Below are 18,442 nucleotides of genomic sequence, written 5' to 3'. Positions count from 1 at the left end.
ATGTTAAATAAAAATGGCTAAAAAACGTAAAAACGACACCCGCTTAGATCCATTTGCAACTGCTGTAGGCAATAGCAGTCTCGACGCATTACTTGAGCAAGCAAACGCTGGCGATGTAATTAGAATGCCTGCGCCTAGTGACCCTACACGCGAAATTACTTTAGTGTGTAAAATTATAGCCCATGCAGATATAGAATCTAGCACCACGGTTTACGGTAAAAACCGCCGTGTTCAAGCACTTTTAAACGAAAAATCGGTTTCTGACATTTTACCCGCTATTACTGAAGATGGCCGAAATCAGCACCCTGCTTTACTTTGGGATCAGGGAAATACTAACTTAGTACTTGCAGGTTCTCGTCGTCGTAAAGCTTGTATTTTGGGTAATGCCGACTACTTAGTATTAAGCTCTCCAGATTTTACTGAGCAAGACGCTAAAATTTTAGCTGTATCTTCAGATCAGTACATAGCTCCGAGCCTATGGGAGCTCGGACAAGCTTACCAGCAAACTAAAAACGATCTTATTGAGCAAGGTAAAAAAGGCTCTTATCGTGAAATTGCTGCCATTGAAGGTGTATCGCACACCGCAATTGCAGATGCCATTAAAGCGTACGAGCAAATACCGGCTGATGTAATTTCACTTTACCCAACGGCTAACCATGTAGGTAGAGAAGTAGCTAAAAAGCTTGTTAGTGCAAAGGAGCGAGATGAGCAGGCATTTAACGCGTTAGTTAGTGAATTGCACAACGATGATGAGATTAAGGCCATTACAAGCGACGACAAACGCGCAATGGCTATTACTAAACGTTTAACGACCGAGCCTAGCGCGGTTGCTAAACGTGAGGCTGTGTTTGAAAACAACTTTATAAACGTACAGCGCAATTTAAAAAGTGGTGACGTATCTATTAAAATAGATAATAAAGTGTTAACTGACAAACGCTTAGAACAGCTTACTAAGCTTTTAAGCGCGTTTAATTAGTACCTTACTACTTAGTAAAATAGTGATCTTTAAAGCCTGTTAGGTTAGTTAAATTCTGATCTAACGGGCCTTTTACTTAGTAAAATCCTGATCTTTTTTGCTATTTATAACCCATCAATCCCTCATTTCTGCTCTTAAGATCACATTTTTACCAACTGAATTTAGTTTTTGCGACTATTTGATGCTGGATTTTAGTTTGTTAGTAAAAAACTGATCTGTAAAGCCCCTGCGTTGTTAATAAGTTGTTTGTAACTTGTGATCTTACTGTTTGCCTATTCTTATTTTGGCAGATAAATTACTACAAACTACGTATAAACCGATTTTTTACTAACCTAGCAGCTCCAACCAGTTTATATAACGTTAATATTGCTTTTGCTGTGCGCAGTTAAAGAATATACTGGCAGAATTATTTTAAAAATTTAATACTTAGAGTGACATGTCTGCTAACTTATCAAAAAATGATTTACTGGCTATTTTTGAAGAAATAAAAAATGAGCAGGCAACCTTGTTTCCTCTTTCTGAGCGCTTTATAAAAAAGCTATTTAGGCCTAACGTGCTTGATAAAGGCAAAGAGTATTATAAAAACGGCCAAATTAGTTGGCTAGAATTCAGTAGTGATTTTGCTGTTATTGACTCAACTGTACAAAGCGCTACCGGATCAGCATTTAACCAACGTATTGAAATTAGTAAAGTACCGACTGGTTACTCTGTAGATACGCATTGCTCTTGTAATGCTAAAACCAAATGTAGGCACTTAGCTGCCGTATTATTTAAACTCAAAATAGAGCACTCAGGTGAATACGGAGAAGACTACTTTATTAATGATTGGTTTAGTGAGCTGTCAGCACTTAAAAGTTTAAATACTAAACATCCTTCGCAAGTTCTTCTATTTGTATTAGACATTGAAAATAATAAAGTTTTTTTAACGCCAAAAATTGCTACTTACAACAAAAATAATAATTACACGCTGGGCCGTAATCTTACGGAGCAACAATTAAATAGTTTTGTAACGCCTAACGATTTGCTCGAAAGTGACTTCAGACTATTTAGTTGGATTCGCTCACAAAATGCAGTGGGTAATTTAGAGCTAAAAGGACAATGGGGCTTTAGCGCTTTACAACAATTAATTGCAACTGAGCGATTGTTTTTACAGCGTTCGCGTGTGGCTATTAAAGCCCAAACAGGCCAGTCGCTGAACTTTAAATGGCAGCAAAAAAACGAGTTATCGCAATTAATTACTGAGCTTGAACACAGTAAAAATTGGGCACTGATCAAAACCACGCCGCCTGCTTATTTAGATCTTGATCACTTTAAAGTTGGCCGGATCAGAACGCAGCTTAGTGCTGATGAAATAGCACATTTACAATCAATTCCTGCACTACATGATGCAAATTTTGATCGTATTTATAAACAACTTGCAGACAATTTTGGAGCCGGTGTTATACCGCATCCGAATAACGAACAAGTCAATGTTAAGCAACTTGGTAATGCTGTTTTAAAAGCCACTATGGATGAGCAAGCCCTTAAAGTCTCGCTACTGTTTAAATATAAAAACAAAAATTATCCAGCGGGAACAGCGCCATCGAGTTTAATAAATAGTGCATTTGAAAACACAGTAACAAATGAGTTAGTAAATTTAGGCTTTGAGTTTTGTAAAGGGGGTTTACAAAGTGAGTTTATATTTAATAAACAATCACTTATACATTTACATTGGCTTGTTTACGAAGTATTTCCTGGCTTCAAAAAGCGTGGTTGGCAAGTAACTCAAACCAAAGTAAATGTAGCCGACCCTCAAGGACACGTTACACTCGATGTAAACCGTGCTGCAGGGCACCAAATGCACTGTAAAGTGCAATTAAGCGATGCCAAAGCCGGTGCACTTTTTAATACTGATGATGCCACTTATCAATCATTAAATCGTCAAAGTGAGCTCTTTTATTACTACCCTGTTGGGCGTCAATTTGGTGTTATTAGTAAAGATGCGATTAATTTACTAACAGAATTTAAACAACGCTTTGAGTTTGTAAAAACACGCGAAGAATTTAATATCCCGCTTTCTTATTTGCCTGAGCTGGTAAAGCATACCGCAGTCACTATAGACCTTCATGATGACTCTCTTGAGCGTTATCTTGATGAGTTAAATAACACCGAGCAAGCAATGCCAGTGGTGCCCTTACACGGTTTAAATGATTCAGTAACACTACGTGAATACCAGCAACAAGGTGTTGATTGGCTTAGCTTTTTAAAACGCCACCAATTGGGCGGCATACTTGCTGATGACATGGGACTTGGTAAAACGCTACAAGTTATTGCCTTTTTAGCCAGCAGTTTTAATCGCCCGCAAGCGGGGCCGACCCTTATAGTGTGCCCTACTAGCTTGGTAAGTAATTGGCAAAACGAAATAACCAAATTTGCCAAAAGCCTTAAAGTAACCACTATTTTTGGCTCGCAACGTAATGAGCCTTTACAACATTTAGCGCAAGCGCAATGTATTTTAACGACTTACCCATTACTAAAACGTGATATTGCTTATTACTCGCCACTTTATTTTGAAAATATTATTTTAGATGAAGCGCAATATATTAAAAACGATACTGCACAAGTCTCGCGCTTAGTTAAGCGTTTAAATGCCGACTTTAAGTTGTGTTTAAGCGGTACGCCAATTGAAAATAATTTATTTGAGCTTAAATCGTTACTCGACTTTGCCATGCCTTCATTACTTGGCTCGCAGGCACACTTTAAACAGCACTTTCAAACACCTATTGAGCGCGAAGCCGACTCAGAACGCGCTGAGCAACTAAAGTCGCTTATTATGCCGTTTATATTGCGCCGTACAAAAGCGCAGGTAGCGCAAGAGCTCCCACAAAAAACAGAGCTGCTAAAAGAGTTTGAGTTTGAGCCCAAACAAAAAGATATGTACCAAGGTATTACGCGCGCATTAGAAGAAAAGCTTATAGACTTATTTGCTGAGCAAGGCGCACAAAAAAGTAAGCTCGCATTTTTAGAAGCGCTATTAAAGCTTAGGCAAATTTGTTGTCATCCAAAATTAATAGAGCCAGAAACACAAGCAGGTTCAGCAAAATTAGAATGGCTAACTACGCATTTGCCGTTAATGCTTAGACTTGGTCGTAAAGTAATTATTTTTAGCCAATTTACCTCTGCGCTCGATTTAATTGCAGAGCGTTTAAACGACATACATATTAATTTTAGTATGCTAACTGGGCAAACGCGTCATCGCGACAAAGTAATTGACGAGTTTACTAGTGGCAAAACCTCGGTATTTTTAATCAGTTTAAAAGCAGGCGGTACTGGGCTTAACTTAACCCAGGCCGATACTGTTATTCACTTTGATCCATGGTGGAACCCTGCTGTTGAAAAACAGGCCACCGATCGCGCTTATCGTATTGGCCAAACAAATCCAGTATTTGTATATAAATTAATTATGAGTAATTCAATTGAGCAAAAGGTATTTAAAATGCAGCAAGATAAGCAGGCGCTTGTTGATGCATTATTTACCGATAAATCAATGAGCTTCACATCGTTTGATGAGCAGCAAATGTTATCACTTATTAAAAGCTAATTTTTTCACTTAGCATGTGAACTAATTTAACTAAACGGCGTCTATTATAGTGCTTGTTTAATAATTGCAGTTATTACAAGCTTCATGTTGATTTCCCTGTTTGGTTACTAATTTTAGTAATGATTAAGCCAGCCCTTTTAGCTGGCTTTTTTTATGCCTGTAAATATGACCTTAAATTGTATTTTTTTATAAATTGTTTGAACTAAATTTAAAAACACGCGTCTACTATTGTGCTTGTTGAATAATTGCAGTTATTACAAGCTTCATGTTGATTTCCCTGATTGGTTACTAATTTTAGTAATGATTGAGCCAGCTTCTTTTAAGCTGGCTTTTTTATGCCCATATTTTAATTTTTAAATTATTTATATTTTTATGTGAACTTAATTTCATGTGCGACGTCTACTATTATGCTTGTTGATTAATTGCAGTTAACACAAGCTTCATGTTGATTTACCCCGTTTAATTACTAATTTTAGTAATGATTGAGCCAGCTCCTTTTAAGCTGGCTTTTTTTATACCCGCATTAGCCTCCTAAATTGCATTTTTTATAAATTGTTTGAACTAAATTTAAAACACGGCGTCTACTATTTTGCTTGTTGATTAATTGCAGTTATCACAAGCTTCATGTTGATTTCCCGTTTAATTACTAATTTTAGTAATGATTGAGCCAGCTCCTTTTAAGCTGGTTTTTTTCTGTCTTAAATTAGCCTCTACCCCCCACAAGTTTTATTCGTTATGATGGCATGTCTCTAAATTTTATAAGTTTATTTTATGTTTACTCAGCTAATAACGCATATTGATTGGTTAAGCGCCGGTGCAGGGATTACAACTGGGCTTGTACTCTATGGCCTTGTTTCGCTACCTTCTCGGAACAAGTTAAAAAAGCAAATTAGCGAACAACAGCAGCAGCTATCGTTATTACAAAACCAGTACGACAACAAGCAGCAGCAATACACTGCTTTATTTGACGAGCATGAGCTACTTGAGCAATCACACCAAGAGCAGCGCGATGAAGCACAGCACTTTAAAACTCGCTTTAGTGAGCAAGAAAAACAAAGTGTTCAATACAACCACTTCTGGCGTAAAGCCGAAGGCGAACTAACCGCTTTGCGAGAGCAATTTAACCAGCGCGATATTGAGCTTAATAATATGCGCACTACGCTTGAACAAAAGCAGCAAAACTTTACCGAGCAGCTTGCTCAAATAGAGCAAAGCAAAAGTGTGCTTAAAAAAGAGTTTGAAAACCTAGCTAATAAAATTTTAGAAGAAAAGTCGCAAAGCTTTAAAACGCTAAATCAAGAAAGCATTGAACAACTATTAAAACCTGTTCAAGGGGAGCTAAAAGGTTTTAGAGATAAAATGGAATCGATTCACGTTGAAGATTTAAAGCAACGGGCTGCTCTTAAAACAGAACTACTGCACTTACAAGCCAAAAGCCAAGCTATTACCGAGCAAGCCGATAAACTCAGTAATGCCTTACAAGGGCAAAAAAAGACCCAAGGTAATTGGGGCGAACTGATGCTCGAAAACGTACTCGACAGCGCAGGCCTGCGCGCGGGAACGGACTACAAACGCGAAGTATCGTTTAATACCGAAGACGGCCGACTGCGCCCCGACGTAGTAGTGTATTTACCACAGGGCCGCCACTTAGTGATTGATGCTAAAACTTCGCTAAATGCTTATACCCGCTACGTTAACGCCGAAAACGAATTAGAGGCTAGCCAAGCAATTAAAGAGCATGTACATGCTGTTACAGCACGTATTAACGAGCTTGCCAGTAAATCGTACGATCGTCTCCCTGGTATAAACTCACCTGAAGTGGTTATTATGTTTGTCCCTATTGAGTCTGCCTTTGTAGAGGCGCTTAAATATCAAAGCGATATTTACCAGCAAGCCATCGAAAAAAATATTTTAGTTGCTACACCAACTACCCTACTTACAAGCCTTAATATTGTTAAACAGCTGTGGCGCTTTGAAGAGCAAACTAAATACTCTAAAGAGCTGGCAAATCGTGCCGAACGCTTTTACAACAAGCTCAATGGCTTTTTAACAAGTATGGAAGGTGTTGGAAAACAACTCGACCGCGCAAAAGAAAGTTACGATAAAGCTTTTTCACAGCTTTACCGTGGTAAAGGTAACTTAATTAAACAAGCATCTGAATTTAAAGAGCTAGGTGTATCGGTTCAAAAAGAGCTACCAAACGAAAGCGTAGAAAAAGCTCAATTAGAGCTGGATTAGCTCTACTTTTTATATGCAAAAGGTTTATGGTTCTCTTTGCTTAGGTTGCAATTAATTGAGCTCTCGGTAAAAAAATATGAAAACGATTTTTAATTTGTTAGATGATATCAGTATTCAATTCCCTGAAATTAAAGCGTTAATGAGTATATATGATGAAGATGAAACCTCGTTTAAAATGGAGGCATTTTCTAAAGCCACAACGCAGGCTTTTGCTCTTGGTAATGCGGAGCAAGCCCTGTGTTATTTAAATTACATGGCTGAAAAACTAATAAACGCTAAGGCAAAAGTAATTGAACACATAGACGTATATTACGTAGAAACATTATTTTGGGGCGCAAGCCCCCATACTATTGCGCTTGGGTGGCCCTTGGTTCCGGAAAGTTTACAAACGCTTTATATCAATTTTCATGGTAAAGCGCCGTAAAACTAACACAAGTAAAGCTCACATGTACTCGCTTACGGCTTTAATATTCCAACTCATTTAATAACTCATTGATTTTTTCATCGCCAATACACCCGCCATTAGACCAGCTTGTATCTAGTAGGGTAATTAAACTACCTATACGCTCTGATTTACGCTGTAGCTGCTTTATTAGTGCGTTGGCCTCATGTTGTTTTTGCTTGAGGCGCTCAATAATGGCGTTGTGTTCAAGCTCCTCATTAGGCTTACGCAGGGAGGGGATCTCTTCAAGCGAAAACCCTAAACTTTGTGCAAACTTAATTATTTTGAGCTGCTCGACACTATTTGCCGTGTATTGGCGATAGCCATTGCTGCTACGCACACCAGCTGGAAGCAAACCTATGCTTTCGTAATACCTTATTGTGCTGGCTGCTGTACCACTTTGTTTTGCAAGTTCACCTATTTTCATTGTTGTTTATTAGCCTAAAATGACAGTTGACCTTAAAGCTGACTTTAAGGTTATAGTGACTGTAATGTCAATTTATGGTTTACATTATGCCTGAAAATAAACAACACCCTGTATTTACCCCTTTTACCTTACCAAGTGGTTTAACCCTTAAAAACCGAGTAGTAAAAGCCGCTATGGAAGAAAACCTCGCAGAAGCCGATTTAACACCTTCGCAAGTGCTTAAAAATCTATACAGCGAATGGGCTAAAGGTGGTTGCGGATTAATTATCACCGGCAATGTTATGGTTGACCACCTTGCAATGACAGGACCTGGAGGCCTTGCACTTGAACAGAAAACCGATATTACAGCTTTTGCAGAACTTTCACGTTTAGCACAGCAAAATGACTGTAAAATTGTCATGCAAATAAATCACCCTGGCCGCCAAGTGTTTAAAAAAATGGGCGGTAAAGCGCTTAGTGCTTCTGATATCGCGCTTAATATGGGCAAACACTCGCACTATTTTGCACAGCCAAAAGCGATGGATAAAAGCGAAATTTATGATGTTATCGCCCGATTTACTCATACGGCGCAACAAGCTGAGAAAGCTGGGTTTAATGGTGTACAAATACATGCTGCACATGGCTATTTACTGGCACAGTTTTTATCTCCTCTGACTAATAAACGTAATGACGAATGGGGCGGTAGCCTTGAAAACCGTGCCCGCTTATTACGCGAAATTACCAAAAGCGTTAAAGCACACTGTAGCGAGCGGTTTTCGGTATCAGTTAAGCTAAACTCTGCTGATTTTCAGCGCGGCGGTTTTGAGCCAAGTGACGCGCAAGCGGTTGTAGATATGCTAAGTGCACTAAAGGTTGATTTTGTAGAGCTTTCGGGCGGCAGCTACGAAGCACCAGCTATGCAAGGCCAAACAGGCGATGAGCGATCACTTGCGCGTGAGGCATACTTTTTAGAGTTTGCTAAAGCAATTAGCGAGCAGTCGAACATACCTATTATGACCACAGGTGGTATTAGCCGATTAGAGGTGGCAAATAAAGTTATTAGCTCAGGCGTTGCGCTCGTTGGTATTGCAACAGCACTGGCATTTCAACCAAACTTAGTTAATAGTTGGCAAACACAGCCAATGCATAACCCACTTATGCCGCGGGTTACTTTTAAAGACAAAACACTCGCTGGGCTTGCCACTATGGCACTGGTAAAAAGGCAGCTTCGTCGCCTTGGCGAAGGTAAACACGTTAAGGCAAATGCCTCGGCTATTTTTACTATAATAAGCGACCAAATACGTGCTGCAAAGCTTACAAAGCGCTACCGAAAACGCTTTGCTAAAGAGCTTAATTAGCTTGCACCTAGTATTTACCCTATCATTACTATGCCACACTTGAGAGCGTTGGTTGGTGGGCGTTTGTATACGCCCAGTTAACGCACTCTTGCGCTAAAATAGCGATGGTATCTAAACAGGTATCTGGCGATTGATTAACTTGTTCATCTAGTACTAGCGGTATTTCGGTGCAGCCAAACAATACGCAATCTGCACCTTGGGCAAGCATTAAATCGTAAGCTTTGCTTAATAAGTTACGCCCTGTATTTAAATCCCCCGCTTTTACGGCGGTTATGCCATCCATTATGTCAGCTTGTTGTTGAGGGTTTGGTTCAACAAAATCAATTTTGTGCTGCTTAAACGCATTTTGGTAAATGCCCATATTTAGTGTGGCTGTAGTAGCTAGAATACCCACCTTTTGCTTATTAGTAGCTTTAACCTTTTTAATAACACTTTTTACAATACTAATAGTGTGTACATCGGCATTTTTAGTGAGTGCATCGTACCAATAATGCGCGGTATTACACGGAATAACAATACAACTTACACCTAAGTTTGATAGTTCTTTAAAGCCCTTTTTTAGCTCAAAAAATGGATTTTCATCTTCAATACCCATTAAAAATTTTGTTCGATCAGGAATTTGTGGGATATTCCTTATAAACATAGGTATGTGCTCTTGATCATTTTTAGCAGGAGATAGCGCAATTACCTGATTCATAAATGAGGCGGTAGCCAAGGGCCCCATTCCGCCTAGTACACCAAGAGTTCTGAGCATGATTACATTCCAGTTATTGAGTCTATAGGCTTAATTTATAATGTTTTATTTACTTTGAATAATGCTATTATTTTACCACCCATGCATAACTTGCATAACTAAGTAGCAGCTATGAATATTGAAAGTAAATGGTTAGAAGATTTTTTAACGCTCTCGCACACAAAAAGCTTTTCGCAAGCGGCAAAGCTCAGGCATGTTACACAGCCTGCATTTAGTCGGCGTATAAAAGCCCTTGAAGATACGCTTGGCGCAGCGTTAATCGATCGAGAAAATCTGCCTATTACCCTTACCCCAAGCGGTAAAATATTTCATATAACAGCGCGTAATTTAATAAACCAAATGAATACCTCGGTTAGCATGCTTGAGGAGTTATCGGTGCAGCAAAATTATTCTGTAAAGGTTGCGGCTGCCCATTCTTTAGCGAGTTTTTTAACCTTAAAACTTGCTAATTTTCAAGCGCAAGATGAGCGAGATATAGTACTCAACCTTGAGGCAATAGACGTAGATAAAGCCACTGAAGCGTTAGAGCAAGGTGAATGCGACTTACTTATCGCCTTTGATAACGAACGCCTTAAACTGCCGCCATTTAGTCATCAAAAAATAGGGAATGCTAAGTTATTACCTGTTAGTGCTTGTGACATTCAGGGCAAAGCCCTGTATAACCTAGAAAGCGCTGCGCCTATACCGCATTTAGCCTACAGCCTCGACTCCTACATGGGCCGGCAATTAGAGCCAATTATATCCAGTGCTAAGCTAAAAAAAGTATTTGTTTCATCCATGACGGAGCTATTAAAAATACACGCTGTTGCGGGTAATGGTATTGCTTGGCTGCCCGACTACGTTATATCTAATGAACTTAAAAATAATACGCTTGTAGTTGTAGGGAGTGAGCACCACTGCGTGCCTATAACTTACTACGCGTATAGGTATCATGCGGCTTTGCACCCCGGTGGCGAAAGTGTGTGGAATAAATTAACCGAGCTTAATATAACTTAACTGTAAACCCCCGTTACAGTTAAATAGGCGTTATTAATTTAACGTGCTTAAAGCAATATGAATCTGTATTTTACTTATTTGCCTATTTAATTATGGAGTTTTATTTCCATAATAATTGGGCGTTTTGTCTCTTTTTTAATAGCGTTGGTGAAGCCAAAATAGCGAAATCAACACAGAGTATTAACTAGCTAACGAGGCAACTCCCATGAAAGCAATTGGATATCAAAAAAGTTTACCTATCGAAAACGAACTATCACTACAAGACATTGAACTTGAAACGCCAACAGCACACGGCTACGATATTTTAGTTGAAGTTAAAGCGGTATCGGTTAACCCAGTTGATTTTAAAATTCGCCAAGCAATGCCGGCAGCAAATGGCGAATATAAAGTAATTGGTTGGGATGCAACTGGGATTGTTAAATCGGTTGGCGAAAACGTTTCGTTATTTAAGCCAGGCGACAAAGTATGGTACGCAGGCGATATAACGCGCTCAGGCAGTAACGCGCAGTTTCAATTAGTTGACGAGCGCATTGTTGGCCATATGCCAAGTTCGCTTTCGTATGGCGAAGCGGCTGCATTACCACTTACCAGCATTACTGCATGGGAATTATTGTTTGACCGTTTAAACGTAGCTAAAAACGATGACTCTAAAAGCATTTTAGTTATTGGAGCCGCCGGTGGTGTGGGGTCAATTATGGTGCAGCTGTTAAAGCAGCGTACTAAATTAAATATTATTGCCAGCGCCTCTCGCCCCGAAACAATATCGTGGTTAGAAGATTTAGGTGCCAATATGATTGTTAATCACCGCAATCCATTAAGTGAAGAATTTGCAGCCAAAAACTTAAGCGAAGTGGATTACGTAGTAAGCTTAAACAATACAGAGCAACACTTGCCTGAAATTGAAAAAATAGTAAAACCACAAGGTCAATTTGCACTTATTGATGACCCTGAAACACTTGATATTGTGCCTTTTAAAAACAAAAGCGTGTCGGTACATTGGGAGCTTATGTTTACTCGCTCGTTATTTAAAACCGACGATATGCAAGAGCAACACATTATTTTAAATAACGTAGCCACTATGATTGACCAAGGGCAAATTAAAACCACCGTAGGTGAACACTTAGGTAAAATTAACGCAGCCAATTTACGCAAAGCGCATCAGTACCTTGAATCGCAAACCGCTAAAGGTAAAGTGGTGTTAGAAGGCTTTTAAGGCCTTTAGCTAATAAAGTTTTTTTGAGTATACAGGCCCCAAACGGGGCTTTTTTGTGGCTGTTATACCAATCCGCATAATTAAGTGATCTATTTTGAGGATGGCTAAACGTGTTGATAGCAAGGCAAAAAAATCGCTGTTTAGTTGTTCTAAATGAGAATTTTTTAACGCAGATAGCGACACGTTTAGCCCCTGAAAATGATTAAGTATTAATGCGGATTGGTATTAATTATATAACTTGTTGTAATTAGGAATATGATTAACCCAAAATGCTGGGCTGCCAATATACTCTTGTACCGTTTTTATAAATTCGCTTACCAGTGGCGTTTGCTTACGGTGCGGGTAAAGCGCATAAATACCAGTGCCCGATGCGCTAAGCTTATAATTCGTTAAAAGTGGCACTAACCCCATTTCGTCTATGGGTTTTTCTAGGTTAAATAAATCAAGCATCACATACCCTAAGCCCGCTTTAGTGGCATCAAGCATAGCGCGTACGTCACTTACTTTATAATTGCCCTTCATTTTATGGGTTTTGAATTCATCACCATGAGGTTGTGTGCTTAATTTAACTTGATCTAGGCTTACATCGCCATTGCCATAAACTATTGCAGGTAAAGCTAAAAGCTCCTCAGGTGTATTTGGCATACCATGGCGCGCTATAAAATCGTGCGAGGCAACCAAGGCAAAATGCATATCAGATATTTTTTTTGCCATTAGGTTTGAGTTGTCAAGTTTGCCAATTCTAAACGCTAAATCGTAATGGTCGCTAATAATATCGTTGCGCTTATCATCAAGCATCAGGGTAATTTTTACCTCTGGGTACTTTTGCATAAATATATTAATAACAGGCTGAATATATTGCTGCCCAAAAAACATGCCCGAGGTTATGCGTAAAATGCCTTTAGGTTTGGCTTGGTAGGAGTCGGCAATATTGTGAATATCACTAAGGGTATCTATAAGAATGTGCGCTTGTTGGAGTATTTCATCCCCTGCTGAGGTAAGCGAAAACGAGCGCGTAGACCGGTTAAGTAATTGCACACCTAAGCTACTTTCAAGCTTTTTAATTTGTTTAGAAAGTGACGAATTATCCATATCGTTTAAGGCGGCAGCTTTAGCAAATGAGCCTTGTTGCACTACATCTACAAATAACACTAATTGATTGGTTATCGACATGTCATTCTCCTAAATCCCAATAAGGCACATCGCCATAATAGTCACTAGTAAAGTCAACAAATGCGCGCACTTTACTAGGTAAAAACTGCCTGTTTGCGTACACCATATAAAGCCCCATAGGCTCAGGCTCAAACTTTTGTAAAATACGCACAACTTTACCCTGCGCGAGTGCCTCACCAGCTATAAAGGTAGGTTGCATAGCAATGCCGCCGCCTGCAATGGCTGTATTTAGTATTAAATCGCCATTGTTAGCCACTAAGTTACTTTCAAGTTTAAACTCGCTTTTAAGTTCATTAACCCCTGTAAGCCTTTTAGCAGGCTCTGCGTTGGCGTAGCGTAAATAATTATGTTGTTGAAGCTCTTGCAGTGTAGTGGGTGTACCGTGCTGCTTTAAATACGCAGGCGATGCAAATACCGCTAAGCGTATAGGCGCTATTTTTTTAGCAATAAGGGATGAGTTTTTTAACACCCCAATACGCAGCGCTATATCAATGCCTTGCTCAACTATATCTATAAATTGGTCAGTGAGTTTTAAATCTAACTTTAAATTTGGATATTGCTTTTGAAACTCAACCAGCAGTGGTGCTAAATGCTTAACCCCAAACGACATAGGCGCACTAATACTCAGTACACCCGATACGTTTTCGCTTAAGTTATTAAGCGAGTTTTCCATATCGTCTATATCGCCAAGTACTTGTAGGCAGCGAGTAAAATAGTGATCCCCCGCTTCTGTGGTGCTTACTTTTCGTGTGGTGCGGTGCAATAAACGGGTAGACAGCCCCTCTTCCAGTGCTGATACATATTTACTCACCAATTGCGGGGATATATCGAGTTTATCGGCGGCTTTAGAAAATGAACCCTCTTGCACTACGCTCACAAAAGTTTTCATGGTGATTAGCTTGTCCATAATTAACAATACGTTGTTTGTAATTTATAAATAAATAGCATATTTATCACCAAATTAAAAAGCAATAAAGTGGCCATATTAAAATAGACTAATTAGGTAATAGCATGGTTCAGCCCACTTTATTTATTTCACATGGCTCGCCAATAATGGCAATTAAGCAATCTCCCACTTCTGATTTTCTAACATCGCTTAGTAAAATGCTTAAAACACCGAGCGCTATTATTATTTTTTCGGCCCATTTTGATGTTGCTAACAATGACGCAAGCAACAACATAGTGATTACTGCAGGCAAAGCGCCCAAAACCATTCACGACTTTTATAATTTCTCTGCCCATATGTATAACATTAAATATCCCGCACCGGGCGAGCCTTCACTTGCTAACGATATTGCAGCGCGCTTTAAAGACAAAGGTATTGAGGCCGAGCTTAATGCAACCCAAGGTTGGGATCATGGCGTATGGATACCTCTGCGCTTAATGTACCCACAGGCTAATATTCCTATCGTGCAGGTGTCTATAAATACGCGTTTAGGCGCAAAGGCCATGTACGAATTCGGTCAGTTACTTGCTCCACTTCGCGAGCAAAATATATTAATTATTGGCTCCGGCGGGATTAGCCATAATCTACCCGAAATATTTAAAAAGCCACCTACCCCCAATCGTGTGCAAATGGTTAATGAGTTTACTCAATGGGTTGAACAAACGCTTTTAGCGCAAGACACAGCCGCCCTGTTAGATTATTTAACCCAAGCACCGCATGTGTTATTTAACCACCCTACTCAAGAACACTTTTTACCATTATTTGCGGCAATGGGTGCAGGCGGCACGCAGGTTGAAAAACTCTTTAGTGATACCGAAATGGATATTTTAGCGCTCGATGCGTATAAGTTTTATTAATTTTAATTAGTACAGTGCAAGCACCTAGTCGTTTATTTAATCAAAGTGTAATGGGGGTTTACAAGAGTGGTTAATTTAGAGTAACTAAACGAAGGTATAAAGCTAGGGGGGCTCTTAAGAAACTAGGACTTTGATTTTATATTTTTAAATTACAATTTGTTTAGTTATCAAAAGAGTCATTTAGTAACTTTTTTTCCTCACTTATGTTTTCTAATTGTTTAAGCGTAATTCCTTCCATTATAGGAGCTATAGCTGCATTGGCATCTTTATACCAAGGTTTATCATTATGGGACATATTTAGATCGAATGTAAAATTAGCCATAAGGTAGTGTTTTTTATCTAATAACGTTGCAAAAACGTATTTTTTCTTTGTTTCATTAGAACGAAGCTCAGTATATTTTATCCACTCAATATTATTAAATTTATATTCATTAAATTGAGATATTTCAGGGAAGCCGGCATTAAACATATGAGACTCTATTTGCTCCTGCTTTTCTTCATCTGAAAATGGTGTGGCGCGACGAGCAGAATGAGCTTCTATTTCATTAACTAGTTCAGTGTTATGTCCTTTAAAATATTTTCCTATTGAGGGTGAATTATAATAGTCGTTATATTCTTTCAGAATGGCAAGACCAAGTTCTTCACTACTAGCAACGGGAGATAATAGCTTTCCAAGGGTAATATTTAGACGCAAGTTTCCTAACTCACCTGTCATTGGAGTACGAAATAGAGGCCAGTAAAACCAATAAGACTCGTGAATTGGAATATATTTCGAGTGACGAATTTGACTATGATGATTCTCAAACCAGTTTGGTTCTGTATAAGGATAATTTATAATTTTTGTTCTAGGTGGTTTTAATGGGTTACAAACTGGAAGTGCAACTGTTAATTTAAACTCACCGTCAAGGTAATAATAATCTTCCTGAATATTTTTAAAATCAGGGCCTCCGCGGTAGTTCCTGAGTATTTTTTTCAATAGCATCTAAATATCCTTCTCAATACAACCGCTTTATGTATTTTTTTCTATATAGTTTAGTACATCTTGTGCTCTACGATGATTGCCAGCTAAGCGTAGTTGAGTGTGGTAAGACTCGAGCCCCAGATATGGTAACGTATGGGGACTAGTTAATTCTGTACCTAAAAAAGTTAACCCCATAAACTTTAAGCTACGTACCAAACTGCTTGGGGATAAATTATTTTGTCCTGCCAGGTTAGGTACTAAGTCAAACGGGTTACTATTAGCTTGATGCACTAACATACCTAACCTCGCAGCTGCGGATTTTAATCGTGGAAGGTACGCTCCAGGAGAGTGAACGGCTACTTGTTGGGAAGTTAGTTTAAAAGTGTGGGTTTTAGCATATTCTTCAAGTGCCGCAGTAAAGATAATAGCACCTTGACTGTGCACGACCCATTTTATTTTTTTCCCCTGTTGCTGAGATTGAAAAAAAATAGCCGCTAAATGTTGTGCATTTTGTGATTTAGTCCCTTTACGTTTATCAAATATGCACTCAACAACGTCATAGAGCATGCGATCCGTTGGGTTGTGAAATAAAGTGTATGTATCAAAACTATCCTTAGGGTAAGCTACATCTAAATGAGCACCCATTAACCAAGTAGCTTTATTTAGACTATTCTGCATTCCATTAACTGCGGCATGCTGATTAGATACTTGAGTGGCGCCAGAACCAGATAATCCCCATGAATCTTTACTTTGCTGTAACTCATCACTATCCCAAGCCCCATTAAAGCGTCCACCTTGACGTTTGACGTTATACAGCATGTTACGCTCTAGACTTTCTCTTGGCTTTGGTCCAGTGGCATTAGTATCGAAGTATATATCGTGAATCACAACTTGACTATCTGCAGTGATTTTAAAGTCAATTAAATAGTGATAAGACTTGAACTGATTTTTAGAGTGAAATAAGCGTTTAAATGGGAGAGTGCTGTGTTTAACTGAACTACAACTATTGGGGTTATTGCAAACAAAAGTAATTTCTTCGATAACTTTTTGTTGATCAAATCGATTTAAACTGCCAAGCATAGCTAAAGCTTGTTTCGTTATTAAAATCCGAGTACTTTTTAGTTCTACTGGGTTATAAATCAAGTTATAAGATTGAGCTACACTTTCATCTAAGGCTACATATTCAAAAGCCGATGCTTTCCCTGAGTGCTTCCAAGTCATAATGTTCATCCTTTTACATTTTATAGGAACAAATAATATCTATTCGTAAACATTTCGTCTAGTGTATTTTTAAATCAAATTATAATACTGAAAAATAGTATCCTGTGGTTTTTAACTAGCTAAGCTCCACTCTTTTTTAATCAGCTATCAAAGTAATCAACAACAAAGATAGCCCCTTTTTACCAATATGATAATTAACACTTTAGCGCCTAAAGCAAATAAGCTTTATTAATTTGAGCAATCGTTCAAAGTAAGTTAAGCTCAGAGCGACTAACCTACAAGTAACTTAAACTTATTGGGAGCAAATATGGCAACCACACTTGCATTTGACGTATACGGCACGCTTATAAATACTCACGGCGTATTGTCATTACTTGAAGATATGATTGGCGATGACGCGCAAAACTTTTCAAATACATGGCGCGAAAAACAATTAGAGTATTCGTTTAGGCGTGGGTTAATGCAAAACTATATACCGTTTTCGTTATGTACTAAACATGCCCTCGATTACGCCTGTTTAACGCATAAAACCCAGCTTAGTAATGATCAAAAGCAGCAACTGCTTGAGCAGTATAAAATTTTACCTGCCTTTGGCGATGTGAAAAAAGGCCTTGAGCAACTTAAAGCACAAAACTACCGATTGTTTGCGTTTTCTAATGGCGCTGCTGATGCGGTAAATAAATTGCTCGAAACCGCTGGTATTAGTGAGTTTTTTGAAGGTGTTGTAAGTGCCGACGATATGAAAACATTTAAGCCAAACCCAGGTGTTTACAGCCATTTTTTACGCGAAACTAACTCAACGGGCGCAAACACGTGGCTTATTTCGAGTAACCCGTTTGATATTACCGGCGCTATTTCACATGGTATGCGCGGTGCGTGGATAAAGCGCTCTGAAGATTCTATTTTTGATCCGTGGGAAATTCAGCCTAATACGGTTGCCACTGATTTAGTGGATTTGAAAAACAAGCTCGAAGAGATCAATTAAGCTGCTTTTTTACTTTTATATCCCTCTTTAGCACTTAAGGTTTAACCGAGTTGTAAAGGGGGTTTACTTCTTATAGTGGTACTGCCCACTTATAATACGTCCGCTTTTAGCTACCCCCCATTTCTCAACTCTTATATTTCAACTATCGAACTATTTTACAAACTGTCATTATTTAGCACACATTTTGGCACCCTCTCATAGCTCATTTTATATACTTTGTTAGTTTTTAAAGTAATTCCTTATAACCAATCAATCACTTATAAATGCGAAAATAAACCGATATCTAACCCTTAATCATTATTGTAAATGCAAATTGTTACTATTAAGATCCTCAGC

15 protein-coding genes are annotated in these 18,442 nt (G+C 38.7%); 9 read left to right on the top strand and 6 right to left on the bottom strand.

Features of this window, described 5'->3' with window-relative positions:
* Positions 1-13 precede the first annotated feature (13 nt).
* The 4 genes from AN389_RS00600 to AN389_RS00585 all read left to right on the top strand — a co-directional run bounded on the left by AN389_RS00600 (position 14) and on the right by AN389_RS00585 (position 7,218).
* Entirely contained in the window at positions 14-976 is a 963-nt protein-coding gene (locus AN389_RS00600; RefSeq protein WP_055019006.1) for a hypothetical protein, read from the top strand.
* Positions 977-1,412: 436 nt separating this feature from the next.
* Entirely contained in the window at positions 1,413-4,556 is a 3,144-nt protein-coding gene (locus AN389_RS00595) for a DEAD/DEAH box helicase (protein WP_055019005.1), read from the top strand.
* Positions 4,557-5,327: 771 nt separating this feature from the next.
* Positions 5,328-6,794 carry a DNA recombination protein RmuC gene (rmuC, locus tag AN389_RS00590; protein ID WP_055017057.1) on the top strand — a complete coding sequence of 489 codons (1,467 nt, stop codon included), beginning with the start codon at positions 5,328-5,330 and terminating at the stop codon, positions 6,792-6,794.
* Between the two features lie 76 nt (positions 6,795-6,870).
* A complete protein-coding gene (locus tag AN389_RS00585; protein WP_055019004.1) occupies positions 6,871-7,218 on the top strand; it encodes a hypothetical protein in 348 nt (115 codons plus the stop codon).
* 40 nt (positions 7,219-7,258) lie between these two features.
* Here AN389_RS00585 and AN389_RS00580 read toward each other — a convergent pair whose 3' ends face one another.
* Complete coding sequence (locus AN389_RS00580) at positions 7,259-7,663, bottom strand: MerR family transcriptional regulator (protein WP_055019003.1); 405 nt, start codon at positions 7,661-7,663, stop codon at positions 7,259-7,261.
* An 86-nt stretch (positions 7,664-7,749) separates the two neighbouring features.
* Here AN389_RS00580 and AN389_RS00575 point away from each other — a divergent pair, with 86 nt between their 5' ends.
* A complete protein-coding gene (locus AN389_RS00575; RefSeq protein WP_055019163.1) occupies positions 7,750-9,000 on the top strand; it encodes an NADH:flavin oxidoreductase/NADH oxidase family protein in 1,251 nt (416 codons plus the stop codon).
* Positions 9,001-9,028: 28 nt separating this feature from the next.
* Here AN389_RS00575 and AN389_RS00570 read toward each other — a convergent pair whose 3' ends face one another.
* Positions 9,029-9,754 (bottom strand): aspartate/glutamate racemase family protein, encoded by a 726-nt coding sequence (locus AN389_RS00570; protein WP_055019002.1) that lies wholly within the window; start codon positions 9,752-9,754, stop codon positions 9,029-9,031.
* Between the two features lie 111 nt (positions 9,755-9,865).
* On the opposite strand from AN389_RS00570, the gene AN389_RS00565 reads away from it, so the two are divergent.
* Together AN389_RS00565 and AN389_RS00560 are read left to right on the top strand one after the other, a co-directional pair.
* Positions 9,866-10,750: a LysR family transcriptional regulator gene (locus AN389_RS00565; protein WP_055019001.1), complete on the top strand. Its 885-nt coding sequence runs from the start codon at positions 9,866-9,868 to the stop codon at positions 10,748-10,750.
* Positions 10,751-10,955: 205 nt separating this feature from the next.
* Positions 10,956-11,963: a zinc-binding alcohol dehydrogenase family protein gene (locus tag AN389_RS00560; protein ID WP_055019000.1), complete on the top strand. Its 1,008-nt coding sequence runs from the start codon at positions 10,956-10,958 to the stop codon at positions 11,961-11,963.
* 225 nt (positions 11,964-12,188) lie between these two features.
* On the opposite strand, the gene AN389_RS00555 is transcribed toward AN389_RS00560, so the two are convergent.
* Entirely contained in the window at positions 12,189-13,136 is a 948-nt protein-coding gene (locus tag AN389_RS00555) for a LysR family transcriptional regulator (RefSeq protein WP_055018999.1), read from the bottom strand.
* A gap of 1 nt (position 13,137) precedes the next feature.
* Positions 13,138-14,043, bottom strand: a complete 906-nt coding sequence (locus tag AN389_RS00550) for a LysR family transcriptional regulator (protein ID WP_055018998.1) — start codon at positions 14,041-14,043, stop codon at positions 13,138-13,140.
* A gap of 104 nt (positions 14,044-14,147) precedes the next feature.
* On the opposite strand from AN389_RS00550, the gene AN389_RS00545 reads away from it, so the two are divergent.
* Complete coding sequence (locus tag AN389_RS00545; protein ID WP_055018997.1) at positions 14,148-14,939, top strand: class III extradiol ring-cleavage dioxygenase; 792 nt, start codon at positions 14,148-14,150, stop codon at positions 14,937-14,939.
* Positions 14,940-15,099: 160 nt separating this feature from the next.
* On the opposite strand, the gene AN389_RS00540 is transcribed toward AN389_RS00545, so the two are convergent.
* Complete coding sequence (locus AN389_RS00540; protein ID WP_055017053.1) at positions 15,100-15,921, bottom strand: hypothetical protein; 822 nt, start codon at positions 15,919-15,921, stop codon at positions 15,100-15,102.
* A gap of 27 nt (positions 15,922-15,948) precedes the next feature.
* Positions 15,949-17,121, bottom strand: a complete 1,173-nt coding sequence (locus AN389_RS00535) for a hypothetical protein (RefSeq protein WP_055018996.1) — start codon at positions 17,119-17,121, stop codon at positions 15,949-15,951.
* Positions 17,122-17,428: 307 nt separating this feature from the next.
* Between AN389_RS00535 and AN389_RS00530 the strand changes: the two genes are divergently transcribed.
* Positions 17,429-18,106 carry a haloacid dehalogenase type II gene (locus AN389_RS00530; RefSeq protein WP_055018995.1) on the top strand — a complete coding sequence of 226 codons (678 nt, stop codon included), beginning with the start codon at positions 17,429-17,431 and terminating at the stop codon, positions 18,104-18,106.
* Positions 18,107-18,442 lie beyond the last annotated feature (336 nt).

It is taken from the genome of Pseudoalteromonas sp. P1-7a (assembly GCF_001401855.1).
Taxonomy (GTDB): domain Bacteria; phylum Pseudomonadota; class Gammaproteobacteria; order Enterobacterales; family Alteromonadaceae; genus Pseudoalteromonas.
Note: the sequence above shows the minus strand (reverse complement) of the source record. Positions and strands in the feature narration are given on the sequence as shown.